This is a genomic window from Nocardia lijiangensis NBRC 108240 (assembly GCF_001613045.1).
In the GTDB taxonomy this organism is placed as follows: domain Bacteria; phylum Actinomycetota; class Actinomycetes; order Mycobacteriales; family Mycobacteriaceae; genus Nocardia; species Nocardia lijiangensis.
In genome coordinates this window covers 112,718-133,867 of record NZ_BDBP01000016.1, presented here as the reverse complement: position 1 = coordinate 133,867, position 21,150 = coordinate 112,718, and the positions used below count along the sequence as shown (strand labels likewise).

Sequence of the window (21,150 nt, the reverse complement as noted above, 5' to 3'; positions counted from 1 at the left end):
GACGCCGTGCCGCCCGATCCGCTGCTGCGCTGCATCGTCGCGGCACTGCACGCTGGCCGGTCGGTTGCCGCGACGGCCGACGCCGCCGGACTGAGCGCCCGGCTGCTGCACCGCCGGTCGCTGGCCGCCTTCGGCTACGGACCCAAGATGCTGGCCCGCATCCTGCGCCTCCAGCGGGCGCTGGCCGCGGTGCGCGCGGGCACGCCGCCCGCCGAGACCGCGATCACCGCGGGTTACGCGGATCAGGCCCACCTCGCGCGCGATATGCGGGAGCTGGCGGGTATGCCGCTCGGCGAGTGGTCGGCTCGTCACGCGCGAGAGCGGCCGAGCGGGGCGTAAGAGATGCGCCCGGCCGCCCGGCCGTGTTGGTCGGCCGCCGAGGGTCCTGTCAGCCGAGCGGCGCGTTGGGCATCGTGTAGAGCCCGGCCTGGTGTGTCAGCCCGCTGTCGTGTTGGGCCGACCGCGTGTGAGCCCGCCGGACTTCGTTCAGCTCAGTGGCGCGTAGAGATCGACGCCATTGCCGTCGGGGTCGTTGATCACCGCGTAGCGCTGGCCCCACGGCGCGTCCCACGGCTTCAGCTCGCCCCGGTAGCCCGCCGCGACCAGGTCGGCGTATACCGCGTCGACTTCGGCCGCGTCGGCGCAGCGGAAGGCGAGGCCGATGCGGCCCGCGCTGCTCGGCGGCTCCCATTCGGAGTGGAAGGAGCGAACGGTGTCCTCGGTGTCGAGTGCGAGCCGCACGCCGCCTGCGAGCTGGGCCTCGACGTGCGGCTGGGTGTCCGCGTCGGCCGGGAACTCCAGGCCCAGGCGGCGATAGAAGGCCAGCGAGGCGGCCATGTTCGAAGTGACGATGCCGATGAAGTCCAGTTGCGGAGTCATATCGGCAGCGTAGAGACGGTGGACGGGTCCGGTCTTGAACGAATCGGACATCGTCAGAGTTTCGGCGCGGGCACCAGTTCGGCGATGAGGTTCTCGACCAGGATGCGGATCCGGTCGCGGATAGTGCGGACCACCTCGATGGTCTGGCCGGTCGGATCGGGCAGCACCCAGTCGCGGTAGCTGATGCCGGGGAAGAACGGGCAGGCGTCGCCGCAACCCATGGTGATCACCACGTCGGAGACGCCGACCGCCTCGTCGGTCAGCATCCGCGGCGTCTTGTCGGCGATATCGATGCCGACCTCGGCCATGGCCGCGACCGCGACCGGATTCAGGGTCGCCGCGGGCGCGCTCCCCGCGGACCTGGCCTCGATGCGGTCACCGGCGAGAGCGGTCAGAAACCCGGCGGCCATCTGGGATCGGCCTGCGTTGTGCACGCAGACGAACAGCACACTGGGCTTGTGGGCCATCGGGACGCCTTTCGGGGTGGGGCGATGCTCGGGTGGTGGCCGGACCCGTCCGCGGCGCGGAATGGTCCCGGCGCGTGCCGTCCGGGAGGTCGGGTCGAAACGCTGTCGTAGCGTAAGGGATACGGGCGAACACCCGGCGAGGATGGGGGGACCTCTCGCGGTTGCGCCCGCCCGCTCGCCACGGGGTGGCGCGATGTTTGCGCTGCTAGCGAAGGCGGACCGCGAAAGCCGTTGCCGGGGCGAAGGTCTGCCTCCGGGTAGAACAGACCGGGCGGTCGCGAAATTTTCCTGCGATGACCACCCGCGATGAGAACTCTTGCCGCGCTTGACGAATGGGCGGAACCGCGCCGCCGGGACGCGAAACCGCCGCGACACCAGGCGGTATCGCGGCGGCACCGGTGCTGCGGCGTCAGATCGGGCGCATGTCGATCACCTTGCGCAGCCGCGCGCGGTCACGCTCGAGCCGCCGCGCCTCGTAGGCGATGGGGAAGTAGCGCACCCGTTCGGGGAGAAGGGGAACGATCCGCGCGATCATCCAGCCCAACGCTCGCAGCTTGCGCTCGTCGTCGGCGGTCCAGGTGAGGCCGAGCTTGCGCCGCGCGGCCTCCGGCGTGGTGCCCACGGTGACGAAGTACTGCATCCGTCCGATCGGCGCGACCGCCATGCGCCACAGCGGCGCAAGGACCCGCGGCAGCTGCTTCGGCGGCGCGACCGATTGGATCACCCTCAGATAGTCGTGCGCGGTCGGCGTCTCGCACAGGTGGTTCTCCACCATGTCGGCGAAGAACTTCTCGAAGGCGGCGTAGTTCTCCGGAACCTCCTTGGGCGCCACCGAGAAATTGCGCATCAGCTGCAACGTCTCCTGGTAGTACGCCTCCTTCTCGGCGTAGGTGAGCGGGCGGCGGGCGAAATACTCGGCGCTCTCGGTGAACGCGAAGGTTCCGGTGTGCAGCACCCAGGCCCACGGCCCGGACGCGAGCGCCTTGTGCCGCCTGCCCGCGGCGTCGGTGGTGTTGAGCGAGGCGTGCATCGCGCGCAGCCGATCGGCCTCCGCGAGCGCCTCGTCGCCACCGTAGACCCACATCATCACCGAGGAGAGGCTGCGCACGGCGCGGCCCATGGGGTCGGTGCGGAAGGTCGAGTGCTCGTCGACCACGGCGGAGATGGTGGGCTCCATGGTCTGCAGCAGGAAGGCGGATCCCGCGGTCAGCGAGAACGTGATGAGACCGGTCTCGTCCCACATCCGGGTGCCCGGCGCGAACGGGCGGCGCGGCGGCAGGTCCCGCGCTGTGGTCTCGAGTGCGGCGGACGCGGTCATTGCGATCTCCTTTGATCGACCCTCTTCAGAACGATGAGATGATTAGTATACCAATCTCTCATTCTCTTGGCGCGACGAATTCGCCGGTGGCCCGTCCCGTGCCGCGCGACCTACGCTGGCTGCCATGACGACGGAGCGGCTATGAGTACGGAGCGGTGATGAGTACACAGTGGCGCGAGCGCACCGGCCGGATCGGCGTTCTCACCGGCGCGGGCATCTCCACCGACTCGGGCATCCCCGATTTCCGCGGGCCGCGCGGCGTGTGGACGAAAGACCCCATCGCCGAACTGCTTTCGACCTACGACAACTACCTGTCCGACCCGGATCTGCGGGAGCGCTCATGGCAGGCGCGGCGGGACAACCCGGCCTGGCACGCGACGCCGAACGCCGCGCACAAGGCGCTCGCCGAGCTGGCGCGGGCGGGTCGCGCGGTCACGATCATCACCCAGAACATCGACCGGCTGCACCAGCGCGCCGGCTCGGCGGCGGAGCGGGTCATCGAGATCCACGGCAACATGTTCGAGGTCGTCTGCGTGACCTGTGATTTCGAGACCAGCATGGCCGCGACCCTGGAACGGGTCGCGGCGGGCGAACCCGATCCGCCCTGCCCCGAGTGTGGCGGCATCCTCAAGGCCGCGACGATCATGTTCGGCCAGCAGATGGATCACCGCAGTCTCGCCAAGGCCGCGATCACCGCCGAGACCAGCGACATCTTCCTGGCCATCGGCACCTCGCTCCAGGTCGAACCGGCCGCCTCGATGTGCGCGGTCGCCGTGCGTGCGGGTGCCGATCTCGTCATCGTCAACGCCGAACCGACCCCCTACGACGAGATCGCCACCGAAGTGATCCGCGAACCCATCGGCACCGCCGTGCCTCGCCTCGTCTCCGAGATCCTCGGCGCCTGAGCACGTTCGGCGTTCAGAAGTCGATCCGGTCGGGCTGGATTGCGGAATCCTTCCTGTCCGAGCGCCGGGCGGGGCTGTTCTCCTGTGCGGCCGCCGCTTCGCCGGTCGGCTCGGCGGCGGCCGATGCCGCCGTGCCGGTGTCCTCGCCGCCGAGCGTGACTTCGATGTGGTGCAGGTCGATCGCGATGTCGCACCGAGCGGGCGCGCCCGGAGCCCGGCGCCGAACCGCGCCGCCGGGCGCGGAGGCGGCCCACGGCAGCCAGCCGACCGATCCCGCGATAGCGAGCCCGAGCAGCGAGGGACCCGCGGTGAGCCACGTCCACGTGGTGATCCACGCGGCGGGCGCCGGCATCATTCCGCACACGAGAATGCCGGTCCCGTAGACGATTCCGGTCCCGCCGCCGAAGCACAGTGCGGCGCACACGCCGTACGAATCGGCCCGCCGCCGGATCGCGTCGCTGGTGAGGTAGACGAGGTGGCCGCTGCTGTACACCACGGCCATCGCGTAGACCAGCGTGTACCACCGCGACGCGACGGTACCGGCGGCGAGGATCCCCGAACGTTCGGCGTCTTGCAGGTGGAATGCCGCGAAAAGGATTGTGAGCGTGAGGATCGCGGCCGCGGCACCCGCTCGAAACCGTCCGGCCAGACGCTTGCGCCGCGAGGTGACCAAGACCCATTCGATCATGACGCCACACGCGACGACCGCCGCGATATGGCTGGTGAACTCCGCGACGGCGGACCATCCCAGGTGCCGGGATCCCCACCGGTCGATGGCGCTCGCGACGCAAGGGATCGTGCAGACCGACGCGACGACGAGCGCCGCAAGAGCCATCGTGATGTGCCGAGTCGCGGGCTCGCGCCACTGCTGTGCGCGCAAGAAGGCGACAGCCAACAGGAGGCCGGGCACCAGCGCCAGAAAGATCACAAACGCATAACGTACACCCGCGCTCGGGCACACGCCGTCAACCACGCGGAGGTGTTCCCGTGTCGCTCGACCACCTCGCCGCGGTGGTCGTCGAGACTCAGGGTTTCGGCCAGTAATCCGGTGGGAGCGTGTGGCGTTGGATCGCGTCGTCGTCGGCGAGGGAGCCGTCGGTGCCGCGGAATTCGTCGGGGTCGGCCATGAGTCCGCGGCCGATTCTGGCGAGCGCCCGAAGCAGCCGGTGGCCGGTGGTGGCGTCGCCTCGCTCGGCCAGCTCGGCCGCTATGACGTAGGCCTCGCTGAGTCCGCGGATCGCCGTGGCGCCGGCTTCGGGGGACTGTGCGGCTTCCTGCGCTGCCGCGTTGACGGCGGTGACCAGGCGATCGGCGACCAGCGGCTCGCCGCCCTCCAGAACTCGTCGCGCGCTGCCGGGGGTCCACCCGAGCTTCTGCTCGACGATGGCGAGCGTGCCCGCCGAGACTCCCCGGGTGCCGCGCTCCAGATCGCCGAGCACCCGGTAGTTCAATCCGGTGCTGTCGGCCAGTAATTGGCGCGTGGGCATGCCCAGCTCCTGGCGGCGTGCAATGACCTGCGCGGCCAGGCGCTGCCACCCGTCCTTGCCACCCATGTGGAACACTATGCCACTTGCCACATCGTGCGCCAAGTATTCGACACGCCAACGGGGGCGCTCTCCTCTGTGTCTCGAAGACATGTTCGGGTAAGGAAAGCCTTTCCCTTCTGGAACGAAATACCTGTGATCGATTAGTATCCGTGGCGCGCCACTCGGGGGGACGAGGGTGCGAATGCCCCGGTGGTGTGGCGGGGCGGCGAGTTAGGCGAAGTCTTGTCCGCATTCAGAGAATCTGGAACCTGGTGACTAACAAAACGCTCATCAAGGTCACCGCCTACCTGATGGTGGCGGCCTTCGTTGTGATCCTTCTCGGGTTCGGCATCGACCTGCCCATCGCGGTCACCCGGATCGCGTTCGCCCTCCCCGTCCTCGCCGTCGTCGTGTTCTGGCTGTACGACTCGCGAGCCTGGCGCTGGCCCTGGTTGCTTCGGGTCGCGCGGAAGCCCTGGCTGGGCGGTACCTGGGTCGGAACCACCACGACCCGCCGACAGGTGCACGGAAACGAGATCGAGCTGACGCGGCAGGTCGTCTTCCGGATCAGCCAGACCTCGGACGAGGTCGGTGTGGTGATGATGATGGAACACAGCAAGTCCGGCTCGCTGGCGTCGTCGATCGGCGCCAATTCCGATGGCGAGTACATGCTTTCGTGGATGTACGACTGCAGGCCGACGACCGGCCGGGAGGGGCAGATCAGGCACCGGGGATCGGCCGTCGCCGAATTCCACGGATCGAAACCGCAGCGCCTCGACGGCGACATGTGGACCGAATCGGGCGTCCGCTCGACCTTCCAGGTCGCGCTGGTGTCGAGGACGCCCGCCTCGACCTACGCGGCGGGAATCGACCTGCACCGCAAGAAGGTCGAGCAGGTCAAGGCGCTGCTGCCCGCGGTCTGATCAGCCGACGGAGCCGAGGACGCGGTCCAGGTAAGGATTGGCGAAGCGGCCCTTGGGGTCGAAGCGGCGGCGGACTTCGGTGAAGCGGTCCCACTCCGGGTAGCGCTCGCGGAGCGTGTCGGCGGTCTGGAAGTGGCGCTTGCCCCAGTGTGGGCGGCCTTGGTAGCGGTCGAAGACCTCTTCGCAGGCACGGAAATACGGCTCCCACTCCATGCCGCGGTACTGGTGCACGGCGATGTAGCAGGTGTCGCGGCCGCTCGCGGGGGAGAGGAAGGCGTTGTCCGGCGCGACCCAGCGCACCTCGATCGGCATGGGCGTCTGGAAGCGGGCCGAGACCTCTTTGATCTCCCGGATGGCTGCGGCCGAATGTTCGCGCGGGATGGCGTATTCCATCTCGGTGAAGCGAATCAGTCTGGGGGAGGCGAACACCCGGTAGGAGCGGTCCACCTGGCGGCGGTAGCTGCCCGCGTAGGCGGCGCCGCGGTGGATCCACGGGATGGCCCCGGACTGCCATTTGCCGAAACGGCACAGCGCGTCGAAGGCGTAGTTGGACATGAGGATGTCGGCGAACCAGTCCATCACCTTGCCGCGTGGCTGTTCCGGCAGGTCGACGCGGTTGTTGCGCTTGGTCATCGCCAGCGGGCTGTGCGCGAACATGTAGAACTCGAAGTGCTCGTTGCCGTCGACGTAGGAATCCAGGTCGGCGAGCACCTCGTCCACCGGGACCGGCCGTTCGATGCCCTCGAGCACGAACGAGGGCACCAGTTGCAGGGTGACCGCCGTGACCACGCCGAGCGCGCCCATGCTGACCCGCGCCGCTCGCCAGCCGTCGGGGTCGTTCTCGGCGTCGAGTTCGATCCGGCTGCCGTCGGCGAGCGTCAGCTCGACCGCATGGAGCGCCGCGGAGATGTTCTGTAGTGTCGCGCCCGTGCCGTGCGTCCCGGTCGCGGTGGCGCCCGCGATGGTCTGCACGTCGATGTCGCCGAGGTTGGGGAAGGCCAGCCCGGCGGCGTGGAATGCCGCGCTGGCCGCGTTGAGGGTGATGCCCGCCTCGACCCGCGCCCGCCCGGTCGCCGCGTCGAGTTCGAGGACGCGGTTCATTCGCGAGAGGTTCAGCAGCGTGCCGTCGGTGAGGACGGTGTCGGTGAAGGAGTGTCCGGCTCCCGCGACGCGGACCGTCTGGCCGCGGTCGGTCGCGCTGGCGAGCAGCTCGGCGAGTTCCTCGTGGTTGCGCGGGGTGGCGATGGTCGCCGGTGTGCAGTGTTGATCCCCGGCCCAGTTCACCCACGAATTGGTCATGCGTCCAACTTTAAGGCATGCCGTGTGACGCGCGCTACCCGAGCACGGTTTTTCGATTACCGGCGGCGCCCCAGGCAGGTGTGCGCCTTGGCTATTTCGACTTCGTCGTCGTTCAGCGGCGCGACCAGCAGCGGCATGCGCGGGATGGAGTCGGCGCGTACGCCGTTCAGCATGATGGCGGCGTAACGCTGCCAGACATCGGGATTGACGGGCTTGGCGAACTCGGCCAGCGCGTCGACCATGTGGATCAGCGCGAAGAAATCGCTCGGTTCGATCTCGGGCTGCAGCGTCCCCGCATCACGGGCGCGGTCGATGACGGCCGCGACGGTCGGCTTGATGCGATCGCGCAGCGCGGCGAAGCGTTCGGGGTCCTCCTCGAGCTCGAGCATGACCTCGCTGAACCCGCGGTTGTTCGCCAGGTGCCTGCAGGCGTACTCGAAGAACTGGACGAGCCCCAGCCAGGGGTCTGGATGCTGCGCCGCGTCCTCGGCCGCCACGGCGAACTCGCCGACGTGCTGCTCGAAGACCTCGGCGATGAGCTCTTTCTTGTTCGCGAACCGCCGGTACACGGTGCCGACGCCGACACCCGCCTTTTCGGCGACGTCATCGAGGGTGATCTCGAGTCCGTGTTCGGCGAACAGCTCGCGCGCCGCGGCGACGATGCGCTGCTGATTGCGCGCCGCGTCGGCGCGCAGACGCCGGGGTGGAGAAGGGGCAGTGGCGGGATTCACACCCTCATGCTAGCAACTATCGGGATTAAGCGGAGGCACTGCCTCCGTTAACGTGATAACTTCTATCGGTAAGCGGAGATGTTGCCTCCGCATCGACTGTCCGGATTGTTGAGGGGACCTATGACCAACACGATCGACCGTGGGGCCCCGGCCCTCGAGAAAACCGACGGGGCGTCGAGCCCCGGAACGGCGCAGCGCCGCGGCTCCCACGCCCTGCGCTGGTGGGTGCTCGCCGTGCTCGGCGTGGCGCAGCTGATGGTGGTGCTCGACGCCACCGTGGTGAACATCGCACTGCCCGCCGCCCAGCAGGATCTCGGTTTCAGCGACGCCGACCGCCAGTGGGTGATCACCGGCTACGCGCTGGCATTCGGCAGCCTGCTGCTGCTCGGCGGACGCCTGAGCGACCTGTTCGGCCGCCGCAACACCTTCATCATCGGCCTGGTCGGCTTCGCCGTCGCCTCGGCCGTCGGTGGCGCGGCGCCCAATTTCGAAGTGCTCGTCGCGGCCCGCGTCGGCCAGGGCGTGTTCGGCGCGCTGCTCGCGCCCGCCGCACTGTCGCTGCTGACCGTCACCTTCACCGAACCGTCCGAGCGGGCCAAGGCCTTCGGTATCTTCGGCGCGGTCGCGGGCACCGGCGGCGCGATCGGCCTGCTGCTCGGCGGCGCGCTCACCGAGTGGGCCAACTGGCGCTGGGTGATGTTCGTCAACCTGGCCTTCGCGGCCGTCGCGCTGGTCGGCGCGGTGCTGCTGCTCGCCAAGCACGTCAGCGCCGAGCGCCCCAAGCTCGACATCCCCGGCACCGTCGTGGTGACCGCGGCGCTGTTCGGCATCGTCTACGGCTTCTCGCACGCGGAGACCGACGGCTGGACCAACGGCGTCACCCTGGCCTTCCTGATCGGCGGCGCGGCGCTGCTCGCGGTGTTCGTCTGGCTGGAGTCCCGGGTCGCGCACCCGCTGCTGCCGCTGCGAATTCTGCTGGACCGCACCCGCGCGGGTTCCTACATGACCGTGTTCGTGATGGGCATCGGCATGTTCGCGATCTTCCTGTTCCTGACCTACTACATGCAGCTGAGCCTGGGCTACTCGCCGATCAAGACGGGCGTGGCGTTCCTGCCGATGGTGGCCGCGATGATCGTCTCCTCGACCACCGCGCCCTCGTTGCTGCTGCCGAAGTTCGGTCCGAAGATCGTGGTGACCGCCGGGTTCCTGATCGCCGCGGCAGGCATGGTCTGGCTGACCCAGATCGGCCTGGACACCGGTTACGGCACGCACATCCTGCCCGCCCTGATCCTGATGGGTTTCGGCCTCGGTGGCGCCATGGCGACCGCCTTCCAGGGCGCGACCTCGGGCGTGGAGCACGAGGACGCGGGCGTGGCCTCGGCCATGATCAACACCAGCCAGCAGGTCGGCGGCTCCATCGGCACCGCGCTGCTGAGCACGATCGCCGCCTCGGCCGCCACGGACTACCTGTCCACCGCGCAGCCCGGCCCGCTGGCCGTCGCGCAGGCCCAGATCGAGAGCTACACCACCAGCTTCTGGTGGGCCACCGCGACTTTCGTCCTCGGCGCCGTGCTCTCGGCGGTGCTGATGCCGAATACCGCGCCCGCGCCCGCCGAAGGGGAGCCGGTGCTCGCGCACTGAGCCGATCTGCGCCCGCGCGTTGGCGACACCGCGTCGGCGTCCTCGGCGACGCTGCGCCCGTGTCTCGGCAACACCGCGCCCGCGCCTGAACAACACTGCGCCCGCGCCTGAACAACACTGCGCCCGCGCCGGTTTCGACCGGACGCGGGCGCAGTGCCGTGCGGCGACCGTCAGCAGTTGCTCGGCGCAGGGAGCCCCGCGAATCGGTCGGACAGATAACCGAAGGCCCGCGGCGCGCCCTGGATGCTCGCGGCGCCGTGGTCCGCGCCGGGGATGACGTCGAACTGCACCGGCGTGCCCGCCCGGCAGTAGCGCACGGTGACCTCGCGGACCAGATCGAGATCGACGTCGTCGTTCTCGCCGTGCCACTGGTACACCGGAGCGCGCGGGACGGCGGGGAAGGTCTCCAGGCTGTTCTCCCGCAGGACCCGGACGGTGGACGGGTCGGCCTCCAGATCGCCGTCGAGCACATCGGAGAAGCTGCGGTCCGCGCCCGCGCTGATGATCTCCTCCGCGCAGGCGTTGGCTATCTGGTCGCGCAGCGCCCGCCCGGACGGGTTGAGGATGCGCGACATCTCCATCTGGCCCGGGTATTCGCGCTCCAGACCCATTGCGGCCGCGAAACCGAGCCCGAACAGCGGGTTGGGCCGGGCGCCGAGATCGCGGGCGAGCTTGCCGATGTTCACCACGACCCCGCCCATGGCGACGCCGACGAGCGGCAGCTCCGGTGCGTACTCCGGAGCGAGCGCGGCCGCGAATCCGGTGGCCATGCCGCCGCCGGAATAGCCGGCCAGACCCACCGGGCTGTTCGCCAGGCCGGTGGGAGCGAAGCGCTTGGCCGCGCGCAGACCGTCCAGGGTGATGCGGCCGCCCAGCTGGGCCGCGCCGTACGCGCTGGTCGGGCCGAGGTGGTCGGGCACCGCGACGGCCCAGCCCCTGGCGAGCAGCAGATTCAACGCGGGGGCCTCGCGCACGCCGCCGTCGAAGAGGCTGTGCGAGGGAGCGCACTGCATGCCGAGCGAGTTGACGAACGGCTGATACGACACCAGCGGGCGATCGGGCCCGCCGCCGGGCGGCACCAGCACCGTGGTCACCGCCGCGATCGGTTCGCCTGCGGAGTCGACCGTGCGGAACAACAGCTGCCACACCGTGGAGCCGGGAAAGATCGTGGTGGGAACGACCCTGCTGCGCAGCACATCTCCGGGCTGGAATCCGGCAAGATCGGACGGCGCGGCGTAGAACCCGTCGGCGTCGGGAATCGGATAGATCGGCTGCGCCGCCGCGGGCACGGCGTGGCCGAGGCAGGCCGCCGCGAGCGCCGCCAGCGCCAGTCGCCGCAGCCGTCGCCGGGCTCCGCTCGAAGTTTGCTGCCACCCGGTGCGGAGCGTTGTCGCCGCCGTCGGACGCGCTTTCGGTACTGCCCGTCGTGCCGCCATCGTCGCTCCAGTGCCGAAGGGATAGGGGAGGGGTGGAACCGTGGCGAAACCTTCGGGGCATTCGTAGTCGGCGGCGCATCCCGTGTCAATGAACGCGGCTGTTCGTCATTCGTGTCCCCGGCCGAACCGACCGGGTGGTCCTACCGATAGCATGTCGCCGATGACGTTCGGCGCGGCAGGAGGTCAGCAGATGGGCCCGCAAGCCCGTACCCCGGCCGTCGAGCCGACTGTGCTCCTGGTGATTTCGCTGGGCGGCGGGCTCGGCGCCGTGCTGCGCTACGTCGTCGGGCTCGGGTGGCCGACGCCGCCCGGCCAGGTGCCGTGGTCGACCTTCGCCATCAATGTCAGTGGTTGTTTCGCGATCGGAATTCTGATGGTTCTGATCACCGAGGTCTGGGTAGCCCACAGACTGCTACGCCCCTTCCTCGGCATCGGGTTGCTGGGCGGTTTCACGACCTTTTCGACCTACAGCCTCGAGATTCGTAGACTGCTCGAATCGGGAGCAACGACCGAGGCGCTCGGCTATCTCGGGGGGACGGTTGCGGCGTCGCTCGGCGCGGTATGGCTCGGCATGGGGGTGGCGCGGCTCGCGACGGGCACGGCAAGAACGCAGCAACGCGGTGGACGACAGTGATCGGCGCGTCGCCCGCTGGGCGGCGTGGTGGACGACTGGTACGTACGACGGAAGGGGGTCAGGCAATGAGTGATTCACCTGCGGACGCGGGCCAGTGGCGGCAGGCCGCGCGGTTGACGGTGTTGCTCGACGAGGACGACAAGTGGCGGCACGGCCCCCTGTTCCACGAGATCGTGCGCCGTGCGCGCGACGCGGGCCTCTCCGGCGCCAGCGTGTGGCGCGGCGTGGAGGGCTACGGCGCGTCCTCGCACATCCACACCAGCCGCGTCCTCGATCTGGCCGAACATCTTCCCGTGCAGGTGATGATCGTCGACGAGACGCAGCGCCTGCGGTCCTTCGTCGAGGAGAACGCCGAGGTGCTCGCCGGCGTGACCGTCACGCTGTCGCCGGTGGAGACCTGGCAGCCGCCCATCGGGGTGGGCCGATGACCGCGGTACTCGTCGTGATCGGCGGCATGATCGGTGCGCCGCTGCGCTATCTGATCGACCGCGCGATGGCCGCCCGTTTCGAAACCCTGCTGCCGTTGGGCACTTTGACGGTTAACATTGTCGGTTCGGCGGCGTTGGGCGGATTGATCGGCGCGAGTGCGGACAGCTGGCTCCTGTCGATGGCGGGAACCGGCTTCTGCGGCGCGTTGACGACGTTCAGCACATTCGGTTACGAGACCATCCGATTGGTCGCGGACGGCGCTTACACCTACGCGGTGGGCAATGTCGTGATCAGCGTGGCGGCCTGCCTGGCCGCGGTGTACGCCGCCGCGTCCGCGACCCAGTGGTTGTGGGCATGATCCTGATGACGAGCCGGGCGCAGCCGACCTGGAAGGGAGACCCGAGCATGGCCCATGATCGAGCCGGGCGACCCGCACGGGCGACCGACCTGGAGGACATCGCCCACCTGGTCACCGCCTACTACAGCCGCATCCCGGATCCCGCCGATCCGGCCCAGCAGGTGGTGTTCGGCACCTCGGGACATCGCGGGTCCAGCCTGGACAGCGCGTTCAACGAGGCGCACATCCTGGCGATCACCCAGGCGATCGTCGAATACCGTGCCACCCGGGGCATCACCGGTCCGGTGTATCTGGCCAGGGACACGCACGCGCTGTCCGAGCCCGCGTGGACCACCGCACTCGAGGTGCTCGCCGCCAACGACGTCACCGCGGTGATCGACGCCCGCGACCGCTACACGCCGACACCGGCGCTCAGCCACGCGGTGTTGCGGCACAACACCAACGGCACCAAGCACCAGGCCGACGGCATCGTGGTCACGCCGTCGCACAATCCGCCGCGCGACGGCGGCTTCAAGTACAACCCGCCGCACGGCGGCCCGGCCGACACCGTCGCCACCGACGCGATCGCCGCGCGAGCCAACGAGTTGTTGCGCACCGGCCTGTCCGACGTGAAGCGCACCACCCTGCAGCACGCGCTGGCCACCTGCGTCCAGCGCTACGACTACCTCGACCACTACATCGCCGACCTGCCGAACGTGTTGAACCTGGACGCGATTCGCGGCGCGGGCATCCGCCTCGGGGCCGACCCGATGGGCGGCGCCAGCGTGGACTACTGGGAGGAGATCGGCCAGCGCTACGACCTCGAACTCGAGGTCGTCAACCCGTTGGTCGACCCGACCTGGCGGTTCATGACGCTGGACAGCGATGGCAAGATCCGGATGGACCCGTCCTCGCGCTACGCCATGGCGGCGCTGGTGGCGATCAAGGACGACTACGACATCTCCACCGGCAACGACGCCGACGCCGACCGGCACGGCATCGTCACCCCCGACGGCGGGCTGATGAACCCCAACCACTTCCTCGCCGTCGCGATCGAATATCTGGTGGCGAACCGTATCGGCTGGGACGCGCTGACCAAGATCGGCAAGACCGTGGTCACCTCGTCCATGATCGACCGGGTGGTCGGCGTACTCGGCCGCGACGTGCACGAGGTGCCGGTCGGGTTCAAGTGGTTCGTGCCCGGATTGTTCAGCGGCAGCCTCGCTTTCGGCGGCGAGGAGAGCGCGGGCGCCTCGTTCCTGCGGATGGACGGCACGGTGTGGACCACCGACAAGGACGGCATCCTGCTCGCACTGCTCGCCGCCGAGATCGCCGCGTGCACCGGGCAGACACCGTCCGCGCGCTACGTCGAACTCGAGCGTCGCTACGGCAGCCCCGCCTACGCCCGCATCGACGCCACGGCCACCGCGGAACAGAAAGCACGCCTGGCGAGGTTGACTCCCGATGTGATCACCACCAAGGAGATCGCGGGCGAGCCGATCACCGCCGTGCTCACCCGCGCGAGAGGCAACGGCGCGCCGCTCGGCGGACTCAAGGTCACCACCGAGAACGCCTGGTTCGCGGCGCGTCCATCCGGCACCGAGGACAAGTACAAGATCTACGCGGAGTCGTTCCACGGCAGCGAGCACCTGGCCCAGGTGCAGGCGGCCGCGGAGGAGATGGTGGGCAAGGCGCTGACGGGTGAGCTGTAGAGCCAGGGCGCTGGCGAACACGAGAGCCGGGGCTCTGCCCAATGAGATCTGGGTGCTGATCGGGGCCGCGTTCGTCATCGCCATCGGATTCGGACTGGTGGCACCGGTGCTGCCGCAGTTCGCGCGCAGCTTCGGCGTCGGGGTGGCGGCCGCGTCCGCGATCGTCAGCGCGTTCGCGCTGATGCGGCTGCTGTTCGCGCCGGTCAGCGGGCGGCTGGTGCAGCGGCTCGGCGAGCGCTGGGTGTATCTGTCCGGCCTGGTGATCGTCGCCGTCTCCACCGGAGCGAGCGCGTTCGCCCAGAGTTATTGGCAGCTCCTGGTTTTGCGCTCGGTGGGCGGCATCGGCTCGACCATGTTCACCGTGTCGTCGCTGGCGCTGGTGATCCGCATCTCGCCGCCCGAGCAGCGCGGGCGGGTGTCGGGGCTGTGGTCGACGAGCTTCCTCGTCGGCTCGGTGAGCGGTCCGCTGGTGGGCGGTGCGCTGGCCGGGCTCGGGTTGCGAGCGCCGTTCCTCATCTACGCCGCGGCGCTGCTCGCGGTGAGCGTCGCGGTCCACCTGAGCCTGCGCCATTCGCATCTGGCCGCGCCGGAGGTCAGCGGGGAACTGCGCGTCATGACCTTCCGTCAGGCGCTGGCCCGCCCCGCCTACCGCGCGGTGCTCTGGTCCAACTTCGCCAACGGCGCCGCCATCTTCGGTGTCCGCATGGCGCTCGTGCCCCTGCTCGTGGTGGAGGTGCTGCGACAGCCGACCGGGATGGCGGGCGTCGCGCTGACCGCCTTCGCGGCGGGCAATGTCGCGGTGCTGTTCCTGTCCGGCCGGTTGTCCGATCGGTGGGGGCGCAAGCCGTTCCTCGTCGTCGGCTCGCTGGTCTGCGCGCTGGGCACCGCCGGGCTCGGCTACGCCCCGAACCTCGGCTGGCTCCTGGCGACCTCCGTCGTCGCCGGTCTCGGCTCGGGCATGCTGACGCCGACCCAGCAGGCCGCGCTCGCCGACATCCTCGGCCCCAAGGCGCGCGGCGGCCCGGTGCTCGCGGGCTTCCAGATGGCCGCCGACCTGGGCACCGTCGTCGGCCCGGTCGCCGTCGGCGCCCTCGCCCAGCACACCTCCTACGGACTGGCACTCGCCGCGACCGGCGCGCTGCTGGCCATCGCAGCCGCGGCATGGACGGTCGTCCCCGAGCCGCTGCAACGACACCCCGCCGAACAGGTCACCGCCGTGCCGTGCGACGACGCGGAATATCAACTCGCCCATCGCGCCGCCGAGGAATGCGAGGAACCGCGCGACCCGACCCACGACGAACGAACCGCCTCGCCTACTGGTTCACGTCGCTAGGGGGGGCAATCCTCGCGCCGGACAACGAAATTCGGGACGCCGATCCATAACGCGCCACTCTGCGGGCTGGCGCCCGCTCCGCATGGTCCAGCACCGCGATCGGGCCCGCCTGTGCGTGCCCACATACCTTGCTGACGCTTCACACAAGCGGTGCCTATGCGGGCCGTCCACATGGTGTGTGACGCCGAGCATCGCAGACCGCGTCGACGCTTCGCACGGGTTGCAGTTGCAACCCCTGCGAGGCGTGAAGACGGACTGCGAAGACTTCAACGGAATCAAGTCGCCGCTCGCGGAGGCGGGTAAGCGCGGCAGATCGTGCCTGCCCGTGTGTGCCCGCACACCTTGCTGACGCTTCACACAGGCGGTGCCTATGCGGGCCGTCCACACGGTGTGTGGCGCCGAGCCTCCCAGACCGTGTAGACGCTTCGCACAGGTTGCAACCCCTGCGAGGTGTCAAGACGGCCTGCGAAGACTGCACGGGGCTTCTTCATGATGTCCAACCCGAGCGGTTCACATACCTTGTGGACGCCCCACGCAGGTGGTGCCTATGCGGGGCGTCCGCACGCTGTGTGGCGCCGAGCCTCGCAGACCGTGTAGACGCTTCGCACAGGTTGCAACCCCTGCGAGGTGTCGAGACGGGCTGCTAGGACTGCGGGAAGCGCCCGTTCGCATCGTCCAGCCAGCCCTGGTGGTTCACATAGCTTGTGGACGCCTCACACAGGCGGTGCCTATGTGAGGTGTCTGGACAGCATGTGGGACGGGCTGTGGCGAGGTCACCGTTGCGAGCGGCGGCGGTGTGGGCGACTCGCTATGCCCGGCGCACACCGGTCGCGGGGATTGCGGCAGAGTGTTGACGTGAGTCAATCGCGTTCGAACTACACCCCGCGACCGATGTCTAGCGTGACCAGCTACGCCCTCGGCGGTGTCGCGCTCGCCCTGATCGTGTTGATCGTGGTCCTGGCGTTCCGCTCGGGCCGGGACGAACCGGACGCGCGCAACGACGGTTACGGCCCCGTGCGCGACGCCGGTGTGCATGCGGTGCTGCAACCCGACGGCGTCGTTGTTCTGGGCAAGCCGGGCGTGTCCACGACGGTCGACGTCTACGAGGACCCGCTGTGCCCGGCGTGCGGCGCGCTGGAGCGCGTCTACGGTCAGGAGCTGGCCCAGCAGCTGGACGAGGGCAAACTCGCGGTGCGGTACCACTACGTGAACTTCCTCGACCCGAAGTCGAGCAGCAAGGATTACTCGACGCGCGCTATCGCGGCCACTGAATGCGTCGCCGAGGCAGGCAACGGTCCGGTGTACTCGAAGTTCCATGAGTTGCTGTTCGTGTCGAAGCAGCCGGAGGAAGGCGGCGACGACCTGAGCAACGAACAGCTGTCGGGACTGGCGCGAGAGGCGGGCGCGCCCGACCAGGTCGTGCAGTGCGTGGCGAGCGGGGCGAAGGTGGAGAACGCGAAGGCGCACGCGAAGGCAGCCATGGACGACCTGAACGCGCGGTTGGACGGGCGCGCCGCGACGCCGTCGGTATTCGACGGACAGAACAAGGTCGACGTGAACAACGAGGAATGGGTGGTTGAGCTGACGCGCTGAGCGCGCAGCTTCCCGTGCGGTTCGGGCTGCTCGGCGGCGACCTTGAGCGAGCTCAGTCCCGGTGGGCCGTGACGTCGTCCTGGATGTCGCCCTCTGGCGCGATCCGGCTGAGTTGCCGGTGCAGTGCGTCGAGGGGTAAAGCAGGTCCTCTTACGAATGCGTGGTCGAGCTGACGCGCTGAGCGCCCGGCCTTTCCTGCGAGCTGGGCCGCTCGGCGACCCGGGGCGAGCTCAGTTCCGGTGGATCGCAACATCGTCGGGGTCGTCCTGTGGCGTGATCCGGCTGAGTTGCCGGTGCAGTGTGATGCGCCCGTCGAGGGGGTAGGGCAGGTCCTCGGAGGAATAGGTGGTCGAGCTGGCGCGCTGAGCGCCCGGCTTTCCCTATGAGCTGGGCTGCTCGGCGACCCGGGGGCGGGCTCAGTCCCAGTGGGCCGTGACGTCGTCCGGGATGTCGTCTTCCGGTGCGATCCTGCTGAGTTGCCGGTGCAGCGGGATGTGCCCGTCGAGGGGGTAGAGGAGGTCCTCACCGGTCGGGCGGTCGGCGGTGAGTCCCGGATTCGACTCGGTCCGGTTGCTTCCCGCGCGGTCGGCGACGTAGGACATAGCGCTCGAAACAGCTTGGACTCCGGCGGTTCCCACTGCGGGCAGCGCGATATCGGTGTGCGGGAACAGGTATCGCGCACCCTCCCGCACCGTTGTGTGCAGGTCGCCGTCCGGCGCGGTCCACTGCATCCGATCGCGATCGGCGCGCCACACCCGCCAACCCTGTTTCCTCTTGTCCGCCAACGATTTCAGTCGACGATGCCGCGAACAGAGCACGGCGAGTCCGCTGCCGCTGCGCGCCAGTTCAGCTTCAGCCGCGGGGATCGTGCACCCGGGAAACCGGCACATTCCGTCGACCGCCCGGATCTCGCGACCCGTGCGCCGCTGCGCCGCTTCCTCCGTCGCGCCCGTGTCGGCGTCCGAATGCTCGGGAACCACCTGGAACCGCGCGTGCTCGGCCAGTAATCGCGCGAGCGCCGCGTCGATCGGCCCGTAGCCGGCCAGGAACGCGGGCGCCTCCCGCATGTCCAGCAGCGCCTCCGCGGCGATCCCGATCTGGATCAGCGGCCGTCGCGGCGGTTGCGCGGGGGTACCGGCCTGCGGGCACCGTTCGCCACGGCCGCACCGGCAGCGCAGCCGCCCCGACCCGTCCGCGAGCGCCACCAGCGCGTCGGCCCGCCGTTGCGGCATAGTCCTCGGATCCGCGGCGCACACCTGCAGGCTCATCTCGCGCAATCGCATCGCCACCGTCTGCGCGCCGGGTGCGGGCAGCAGCCCGTCGAACACCGCCATGCTGTCCTGCACGGCGCGAATCCGCACGTCGCGGTCGTCCTGTCGCCGCTCACGCCGCCGCTGCGCACCGGCGGGATCCAGCCGGTGCGCCCACCGTCGCGCCGCCTGCCGCAACCGCGCGGGATTCGTCCGCGCCGCCGCTTCTAGTAACCGCGGCTCGAGCACGTCGACGACCTCTTTCGTCAACGCCCGTGTGCTGTCCACGATCACCCGCACCTTCGCCAGGTCGATCCGGCCCACCGCGAACGCCATCCGGGTCCGCGGCAGCGCCTCCTCCAGCACCAGCCCGATATCGATCAGGGCCCCCGCCGTGCCCTCGTCCACATACAGCGCCACCGCCGCCTCGGCCGCCGCGAACTCCCCGGCCCGCACACCGCCCGGCCCCGGTTCCGCGCTCGCGGCCCGGTGTCGCCGATACAACTCGCGCACCGCGAACACCTCCGCCGCTTGCGCCGCGGCCGCCGCCCCGTGCGCCGCCCTGAGCGCCTCGATCAACCCTTCGTCACTCATGGCCCCGAAGTCCACCGCAGAGAGCTGATTCTGTTCGAACATGTGTTCGATTCTACGGGTTGAGTTCACCCGCCCGCCACCCCTTTGTCCAGGCGATTTGTTTGCTGACACGCCGGTGGTGTAACTTTCATCAGGCGCGAGGGAAACCGAGCGCGACCCACCAAGGGGCTATGGCGCAGCTGGTAGCGCACCACACTGGCAGTGTGGGGGTCAGGGGTTCGAGTCCCCTTAGCTCCACTCGTTTGAGCAGGTTAGGCCCGGTATTTATGCCGGGTCTTTCTTATTTTCAAGATCAGTGAGCCAAGACTGTGCCGACGGGCGGATAGCGCCTCGGTCAGACGGCCTTGTCGACGGCTCCGAACATGGCCGACGCGGCGGCCGTCAAACCCTCGTCATAGACCCGGTTGTAGGCAGCGGTGGTCATCCGGAGATCGTGGCCGTGCCAGGCGGCGACGGTCGACGCCGGGATGCCCGCGTGCAGCATGACCGGCACCGAGGTGTGCCGCAGGTTCCGCAAGGTGATGCGGGGGAGTTTCGCTGCGATCCGAATGGGGTGGAACCATCCGGTGTAGGTCCGGGGTAAGACTGCCTTGCCGGTCTCGTCCGAGCAGACGTGCGTGGTTTCGTCCCAGGATCGGCCGAGCGCGAGCCGTTCCCGCTTCTGGCGAGTTTTCAACTCCCGCAACGCCGTTGCCACGTCGTCGGGCATCGGCAGGGCGTCGCGTACTCGGTCACCTGCTGGAGCATAACCAAGGCCAGCCGGACCGTAGCCGGTGCCAGTGGCTTGCCCTTCATCGACCCGGTTTCCAGCATCGTGGAAACCCATTCGTCCACATGGGCCTGCCGCAGCGTCTGAAGCTTCATCGCGCCGAGGTCGCGCTTGGCATACTTCAGCGAATCCCGGTAGTTCCGAAGCGTGTTCGCCCGGATGTCCCGGCGCGACTTCAGCCACTCGTCGGAGACCTGTGACAGGGTGATGTCGGTTCGGCCGACAAAGGTTCCGGCGGCGACGGCGGCGGAAATCCGCCGGAACTCGCGCCGCGCCTCCGTCTTGGTGTCGTAGGTGAACCGCTGCCGGATGCGACTCCCGTCCGTCCTGGTGCCGATATCGACCTGAAACGTATAGGTCACGGTGCCGTTCTTGGCCGTTCGGGTGTCGATCGGTTCGGCGCGACGGGCGCGTTTCGGTCACTGCTGCGTTTTTTCTTGTGTGCGTTGTATTTTCGATTTTCTGGCGAGTTCGCCAGGTTTGAGGACTTCTCTTTCTCTGGCCTGAGCGAGCCACCATCGGACGGTTTCGGGTCGTGGCTGTTCGGTGAGTTCGGGCTCGACGCAGGCGGCGACGAAGGCATTGATCGGGCGGTCGGCCTTGTGCGCCTGTCGGGCGTGCCAGAGCCGATTGCGGCGGCAATTCTTGCCAGCGGAACGGATTTCAAATCGGAGTTCGTGATTGCGACATCGCCGTTGATGGATTCCGTTGGCGCCCGGCCTTCGACGTCTGGCTGCACAGCATCGCCGCCGAGATCGCCGGCGACGATGTCACCACCACCTCGGTCTACCTACCACTGGGTCCACACCAGAATGAGCGCCCCCACCGACTTCCGCCGTATCCCCGGTCTGACCGTCGACGAGGCCTCCGACCTCATCGCGCACGCTGTTACCGCCAAACCCCGCGACGTGGCCCCATGGTGGGTAGTCCGGGTGCAAGCCTGGTCCGCCATCCACCGTGACCAGGTCCAGCGCTTCCTGGAACATAGGTTCCAGCGCTGACGACCGGAGCGGAAGTGTAGTCCGGGCTGGTCAACGCTGAAGATCTCGGTGGTCGCGGTCTGTTGCGGCACTCGTAGGCATCGCGTCGCCGTTACTTTTCCACGACATTCTTATGGCAAAAGTATAGCCATTGCATAAAATCGGACGGAATGGACCATCCGACCTGTCTGTCGGAGCCGTGGGCCGACTCCCGATTCCAGCGGCCGGGACCGTGGGATTCACGATCCGAAGGAGTCGGGCCATCATCGCCGAATGTGGTACTGCTACATGCGAATTCGGGTGTGTATTCACCACCGGCGGCCAACGCGGGGAGAATTTCGGCGAGAGCGCGAACGCCATGCGGAACGGACGGTGGGGGTGCCCGCGGCCACTC

The 21,150-nt window shown here is 68.8% G+C and carries 22 protein-coding genes and 1 tRNA gene; 12 read left to right on the top strand and 11 right to left on the bottom strand.

What is annotated here, in order from left to right; translation table 11 throughout:
- On the top strand, positions 1-339 hold a 339-nt coding region (locus tag NL1_RS06700; protein ID WP_156094697.1), incomplete at its 5' end, for a helix-turn-helix domain-containing protein.
- Positions 340-486: 147 nt separating this feature from the next.
- On the opposite strand, the gene NL1_RS06695 is transcribed toward NL1_RS06700, so the two are convergent.
- From NL1_RS06695 to NL1_RS06685, 3 genes are all read right to left on the bottom strand, one after another.
- On the bottom strand, positions 487-930 hold the full coding sequence (locus tag NL1_RS06695; protein ID WP_373862529.1) for a VOC family protein: 444 nt from the start codon (positions 928-930) through the stop codon (positions 487-489).
- 2 nt (positions 931-932) lie between these two features.
- Positions 933-1,346 carry an arsenate reductase ArsC gene (locus NL1_RS06690; protein WP_067835455.1) on the bottom strand — a complete coding sequence of 138 codons (414 nt, stop codon included), beginning with the start codon at positions 1,344-1,346 and terminating at the stop codon, positions 933-935.
- Positions 1,347-1,755: 409 nt separating this feature from the next.
- The gene (locus tag NL1_RS06685; RefSeq protein ID WP_067835453.1) at positions 1,756-2,664 is read right to left on the bottom strand and encodes an oxygenase MpaB family protein; all 909 of its coding nucleotides are present in this window, start codon (positions 2,662-2,664) and stop codon (positions 1,756-1,758) included.
- A 158-nt stretch (positions 2,665-2,822) separates the two neighbouring features.
- Here NL1_RS06685 and NL1_RS06680 point away from each other — a divergent pair, with 158 nt between their 5' ends.
- Positions 2,823-3,569 (top strand): SIR2 family NAD-dependent protein deacylase, encoded by a 747-nt coding sequence (locus tag NL1_RS06680; RefSeq protein WP_067835451.1) that lies wholly within the window; start codon positions 2,823-2,825, stop codon positions 3,567-3,569.
- Positions 3,570-3,582: 13 nt separating this feature from the next.
- Here NL1_RS06680 and NL1_RS06675 read toward each other — a convergent pair whose 3' ends face one another.
- Positions 3,583-4,497: a hypothetical protein gene (locus NL1_RS06675; RefSeq protein WP_067835449.1), complete on the bottom strand. Its 915-nt coding sequence runs from the start codon at positions 4,495-4,497 to the stop codon at positions 3,583-3,585.
- 97 nt (positions 4,498-4,594) lie between these two features.
- Positions 4,595-5,122 carry a helix-turn-helix domain-containing protein gene (locus NL1_RS06670; protein ID WP_156094696.1) on the bottom strand — a complete coding sequence of 176 codons (528 nt, stop codon included), beginning with the start codon at positions 5,120-5,122 and terminating at the stop codon, positions 4,595-4,597.
- Between the two features lie 245 nt (positions 5,123-5,367).
- Between NL1_RS06670 and NL1_RS06665 the strand changes: the two genes are divergently transcribed.
- Positions 5,368-6,018: a Cap15 family cyclic dinucleotide receptor domain-containing protein gene (locus NL1_RS06665; RefSeq protein WP_067835445.1), complete on the top strand. Its 651-nt coding sequence runs from the start codon at positions 5,368-5,370 to the stop codon at positions 6,016-6,018.
- On the opposite strand, the gene NL1_RS06660 is transcribed toward NL1_RS06665, so the two are convergent.
- Both NL1_RS06660 and NL1_RS06655 read right to left on the bottom strand, forming a co-directional pair.
- On the bottom strand, positions 6,019-7,317 hold the full coding sequence (locus NL1_RS06660; protein ID WP_067835444.1) for a D-arabinono-1,4-lactone oxidase: 1,299 nt from the start codon (positions 7,315-7,317) through the stop codon (positions 6,019-6,021). It lies immediately after the preceding gene.
- Between the two features lie 56 nt (positions 7,318-7,373).
- On the bottom strand, positions 7,374-8,048 hold the full coding sequence (locus tag NL1_RS06655) for a TetR/AcrR family transcriptional regulator (protein WP_067835442.1): 675 nt from the start codon (positions 8,046-8,048) through the stop codon (positions 7,374-7,376).
- A gap of 120 nt (positions 8,049-8,168) precedes the next feature.
- Between NL1_RS06655 and NL1_RS06650 the strand changes: the two genes are divergently transcribed.
- Complete coding sequence (locus NL1_RS06650) at positions 8,169-9,689, top strand: MFS transporter (RefSeq protein ID WP_067835440.1); 1,521 nt, start codon at positions 8,169-8,171, stop codon at positions 9,687-9,689.
- 170 nt (positions 9,690-9,859) lie between these two features.
- Here the strand turns inward: NL1_RS06650 and NL1_RS06645 are convergent, their stop codons facing one another.
- Complete coding sequence (locus NL1_RS06645; protein ID WP_084510352.1) at positions 9,860-11,125, bottom strand: lipase family protein; 1,266 nt, start codon at positions 11,123-11,125, stop codon at positions 9,860-9,862.
- A 160-nt stretch (positions 11,126-11,285) separates the two neighbouring features.
- Between NL1_RS06645 and crcB (NL1_RS06640) the strand changes: the two genes are divergently transcribed.
- The 6 genes from crcB (NL1_RS06640) (at position 11,286) to NL1_RS06615 (ending at position 17,163) form a co-directional block, all read left to right on the top strand.
- A complete protein-coding gene (gene crcB, locus NL1_RS06640; protein ID WP_245673117.1) occupies positions 11,286-11,759 on the top strand; it encodes a fluoride efflux transporter CrcB in 474 nt (157 codons plus the stop codon).
- Between the two features lie 65 nt (positions 11,760-11,824).
- Complete coding sequence (locus NL1_RS06635; protein WP_067835438.1) at positions 11,825-12,187, top strand: DUF190 domain-containing protein; 363 nt, start codon at positions 11,825-11,827, stop codon at positions 12,185-12,187.
- Positions 12,184-12,546 carry a fluoride efflux transporter CrcB gene (gene crcB, locus NL1_RS06630; protein ID WP_067835436.1) on the top strand — a complete coding sequence of 121 codons (363 nt, stop codon included), beginning with the start codon at positions 12,184-12,186 and terminating at the stop codon, positions 12,544-12,546. The genes NL1_RS06635 and crcB (NL1_RS06630) overlap by 4 nt, the downstream gene beginning before the upstream one ends.
- A gap of 47 nt (positions 12,547-12,593) precedes the next feature.
- The gene (gene pgm, locus NL1_RS06625; protein WP_067835463.1) at positions 12,594-14,237 is read left to right on the top strand and encodes a phosphoglucomutase (alpha-D-glucose-1,6-bisphosphate-dependent); all 1,644 of its coding nucleotides are present in this window, start codon (positions 12,594-12,596) and stop codon (positions 14,235-14,237) included.
- A 52-nt stretch (positions 14,238-14,289) separates the two neighbouring features.
- Complete coding sequence (locus NL1_RS06620; protein ID WP_245673116.1) at positions 14,290-15,570, top strand: MFS transporter; 1,281 nt, start codon at positions 14,290-14,292, stop codon at positions 15,568-15,570.
- Positions 15,571-16,461: 891 nt separating this feature from the next.
- Complete coding sequence (locus tag NL1_RS06615; protein ID WP_067835434.1) at positions 16,462-17,163, top strand: DsbA family protein; 702 nt, start codon at positions 16,462-16,464, stop codon at positions 17,161-17,163.
- A gap of 416 nt (positions 17,164-17,579) precedes the next feature.
- Here the strand turns inward: NL1_RS06615 and NL1_RS06610 are convergent, their stop codons facing one another.
- Entirely contained in the window at positions 17,580-19,049 is a 1,470-nt protein-coding gene (locus NL1_RS06610) for a DUF222 domain-containing protein (protein ID WP_067835432.1), read from the bottom strand.
- A gap of 122 nt (positions 19,050-19,171) precedes the next feature.
- Here NL1_RS06610 and NL1_RS06605 point away from each other — a divergent pair.
- A tRNA-Ala gene (locus NL1_RS06605) sits at positions 19,172-19,244 on the top strand.
- A gap of 97 nt (positions 19,245-19,341) precedes the next feature.
- On the opposite strand, the gene NL1_RS06600 is transcribed toward NL1_RS06605, so the two are convergent.
- Both NL1_RS06600 and NL1_RS06595 read right to left on the bottom strand, forming a co-directional pair.
- Entirely contained in the window at positions 19,342-19,716 is a 375-nt protein-coding gene (locus NL1_RS06600; protein ID WP_067835430.1) for a site-specific integrase, read from the bottom strand.
- Positions 19,680-20,138 carry a tyrosine-type recombinase/integrase gene (locus NL1_RS06595; RefSeq protein ID WP_067835428.1) on the bottom strand — a complete coding sequence of 153 codons (459 nt, stop codon included), beginning with the start codon at positions 20,136-20,138 and terminating at the stop codon, positions 19,680-19,682. Before NL1_RS06595 ends, NL1_RS06600 begins: the two co-directional genes overlap by 37 nt.
- 84 nt (positions 20,139-20,222) lie before the next feature.
- Here NL1_RS06595 and NL1_RS38720 point away from each other — a divergent pair, with 84 nt between their 5' ends.
- Positions 20,223-20,777 (top strand): hypothetical protein, encoded by a 555-nt coding sequence (locus NL1_RS38720; protein WP_174553394.1) that lies wholly within the window; start codon positions 20,223-20,225, stop codon positions 20,775-20,777.
- The last annotated feature ends 373 nt before the right edge of the window (positions 20,778-21,150 follow it).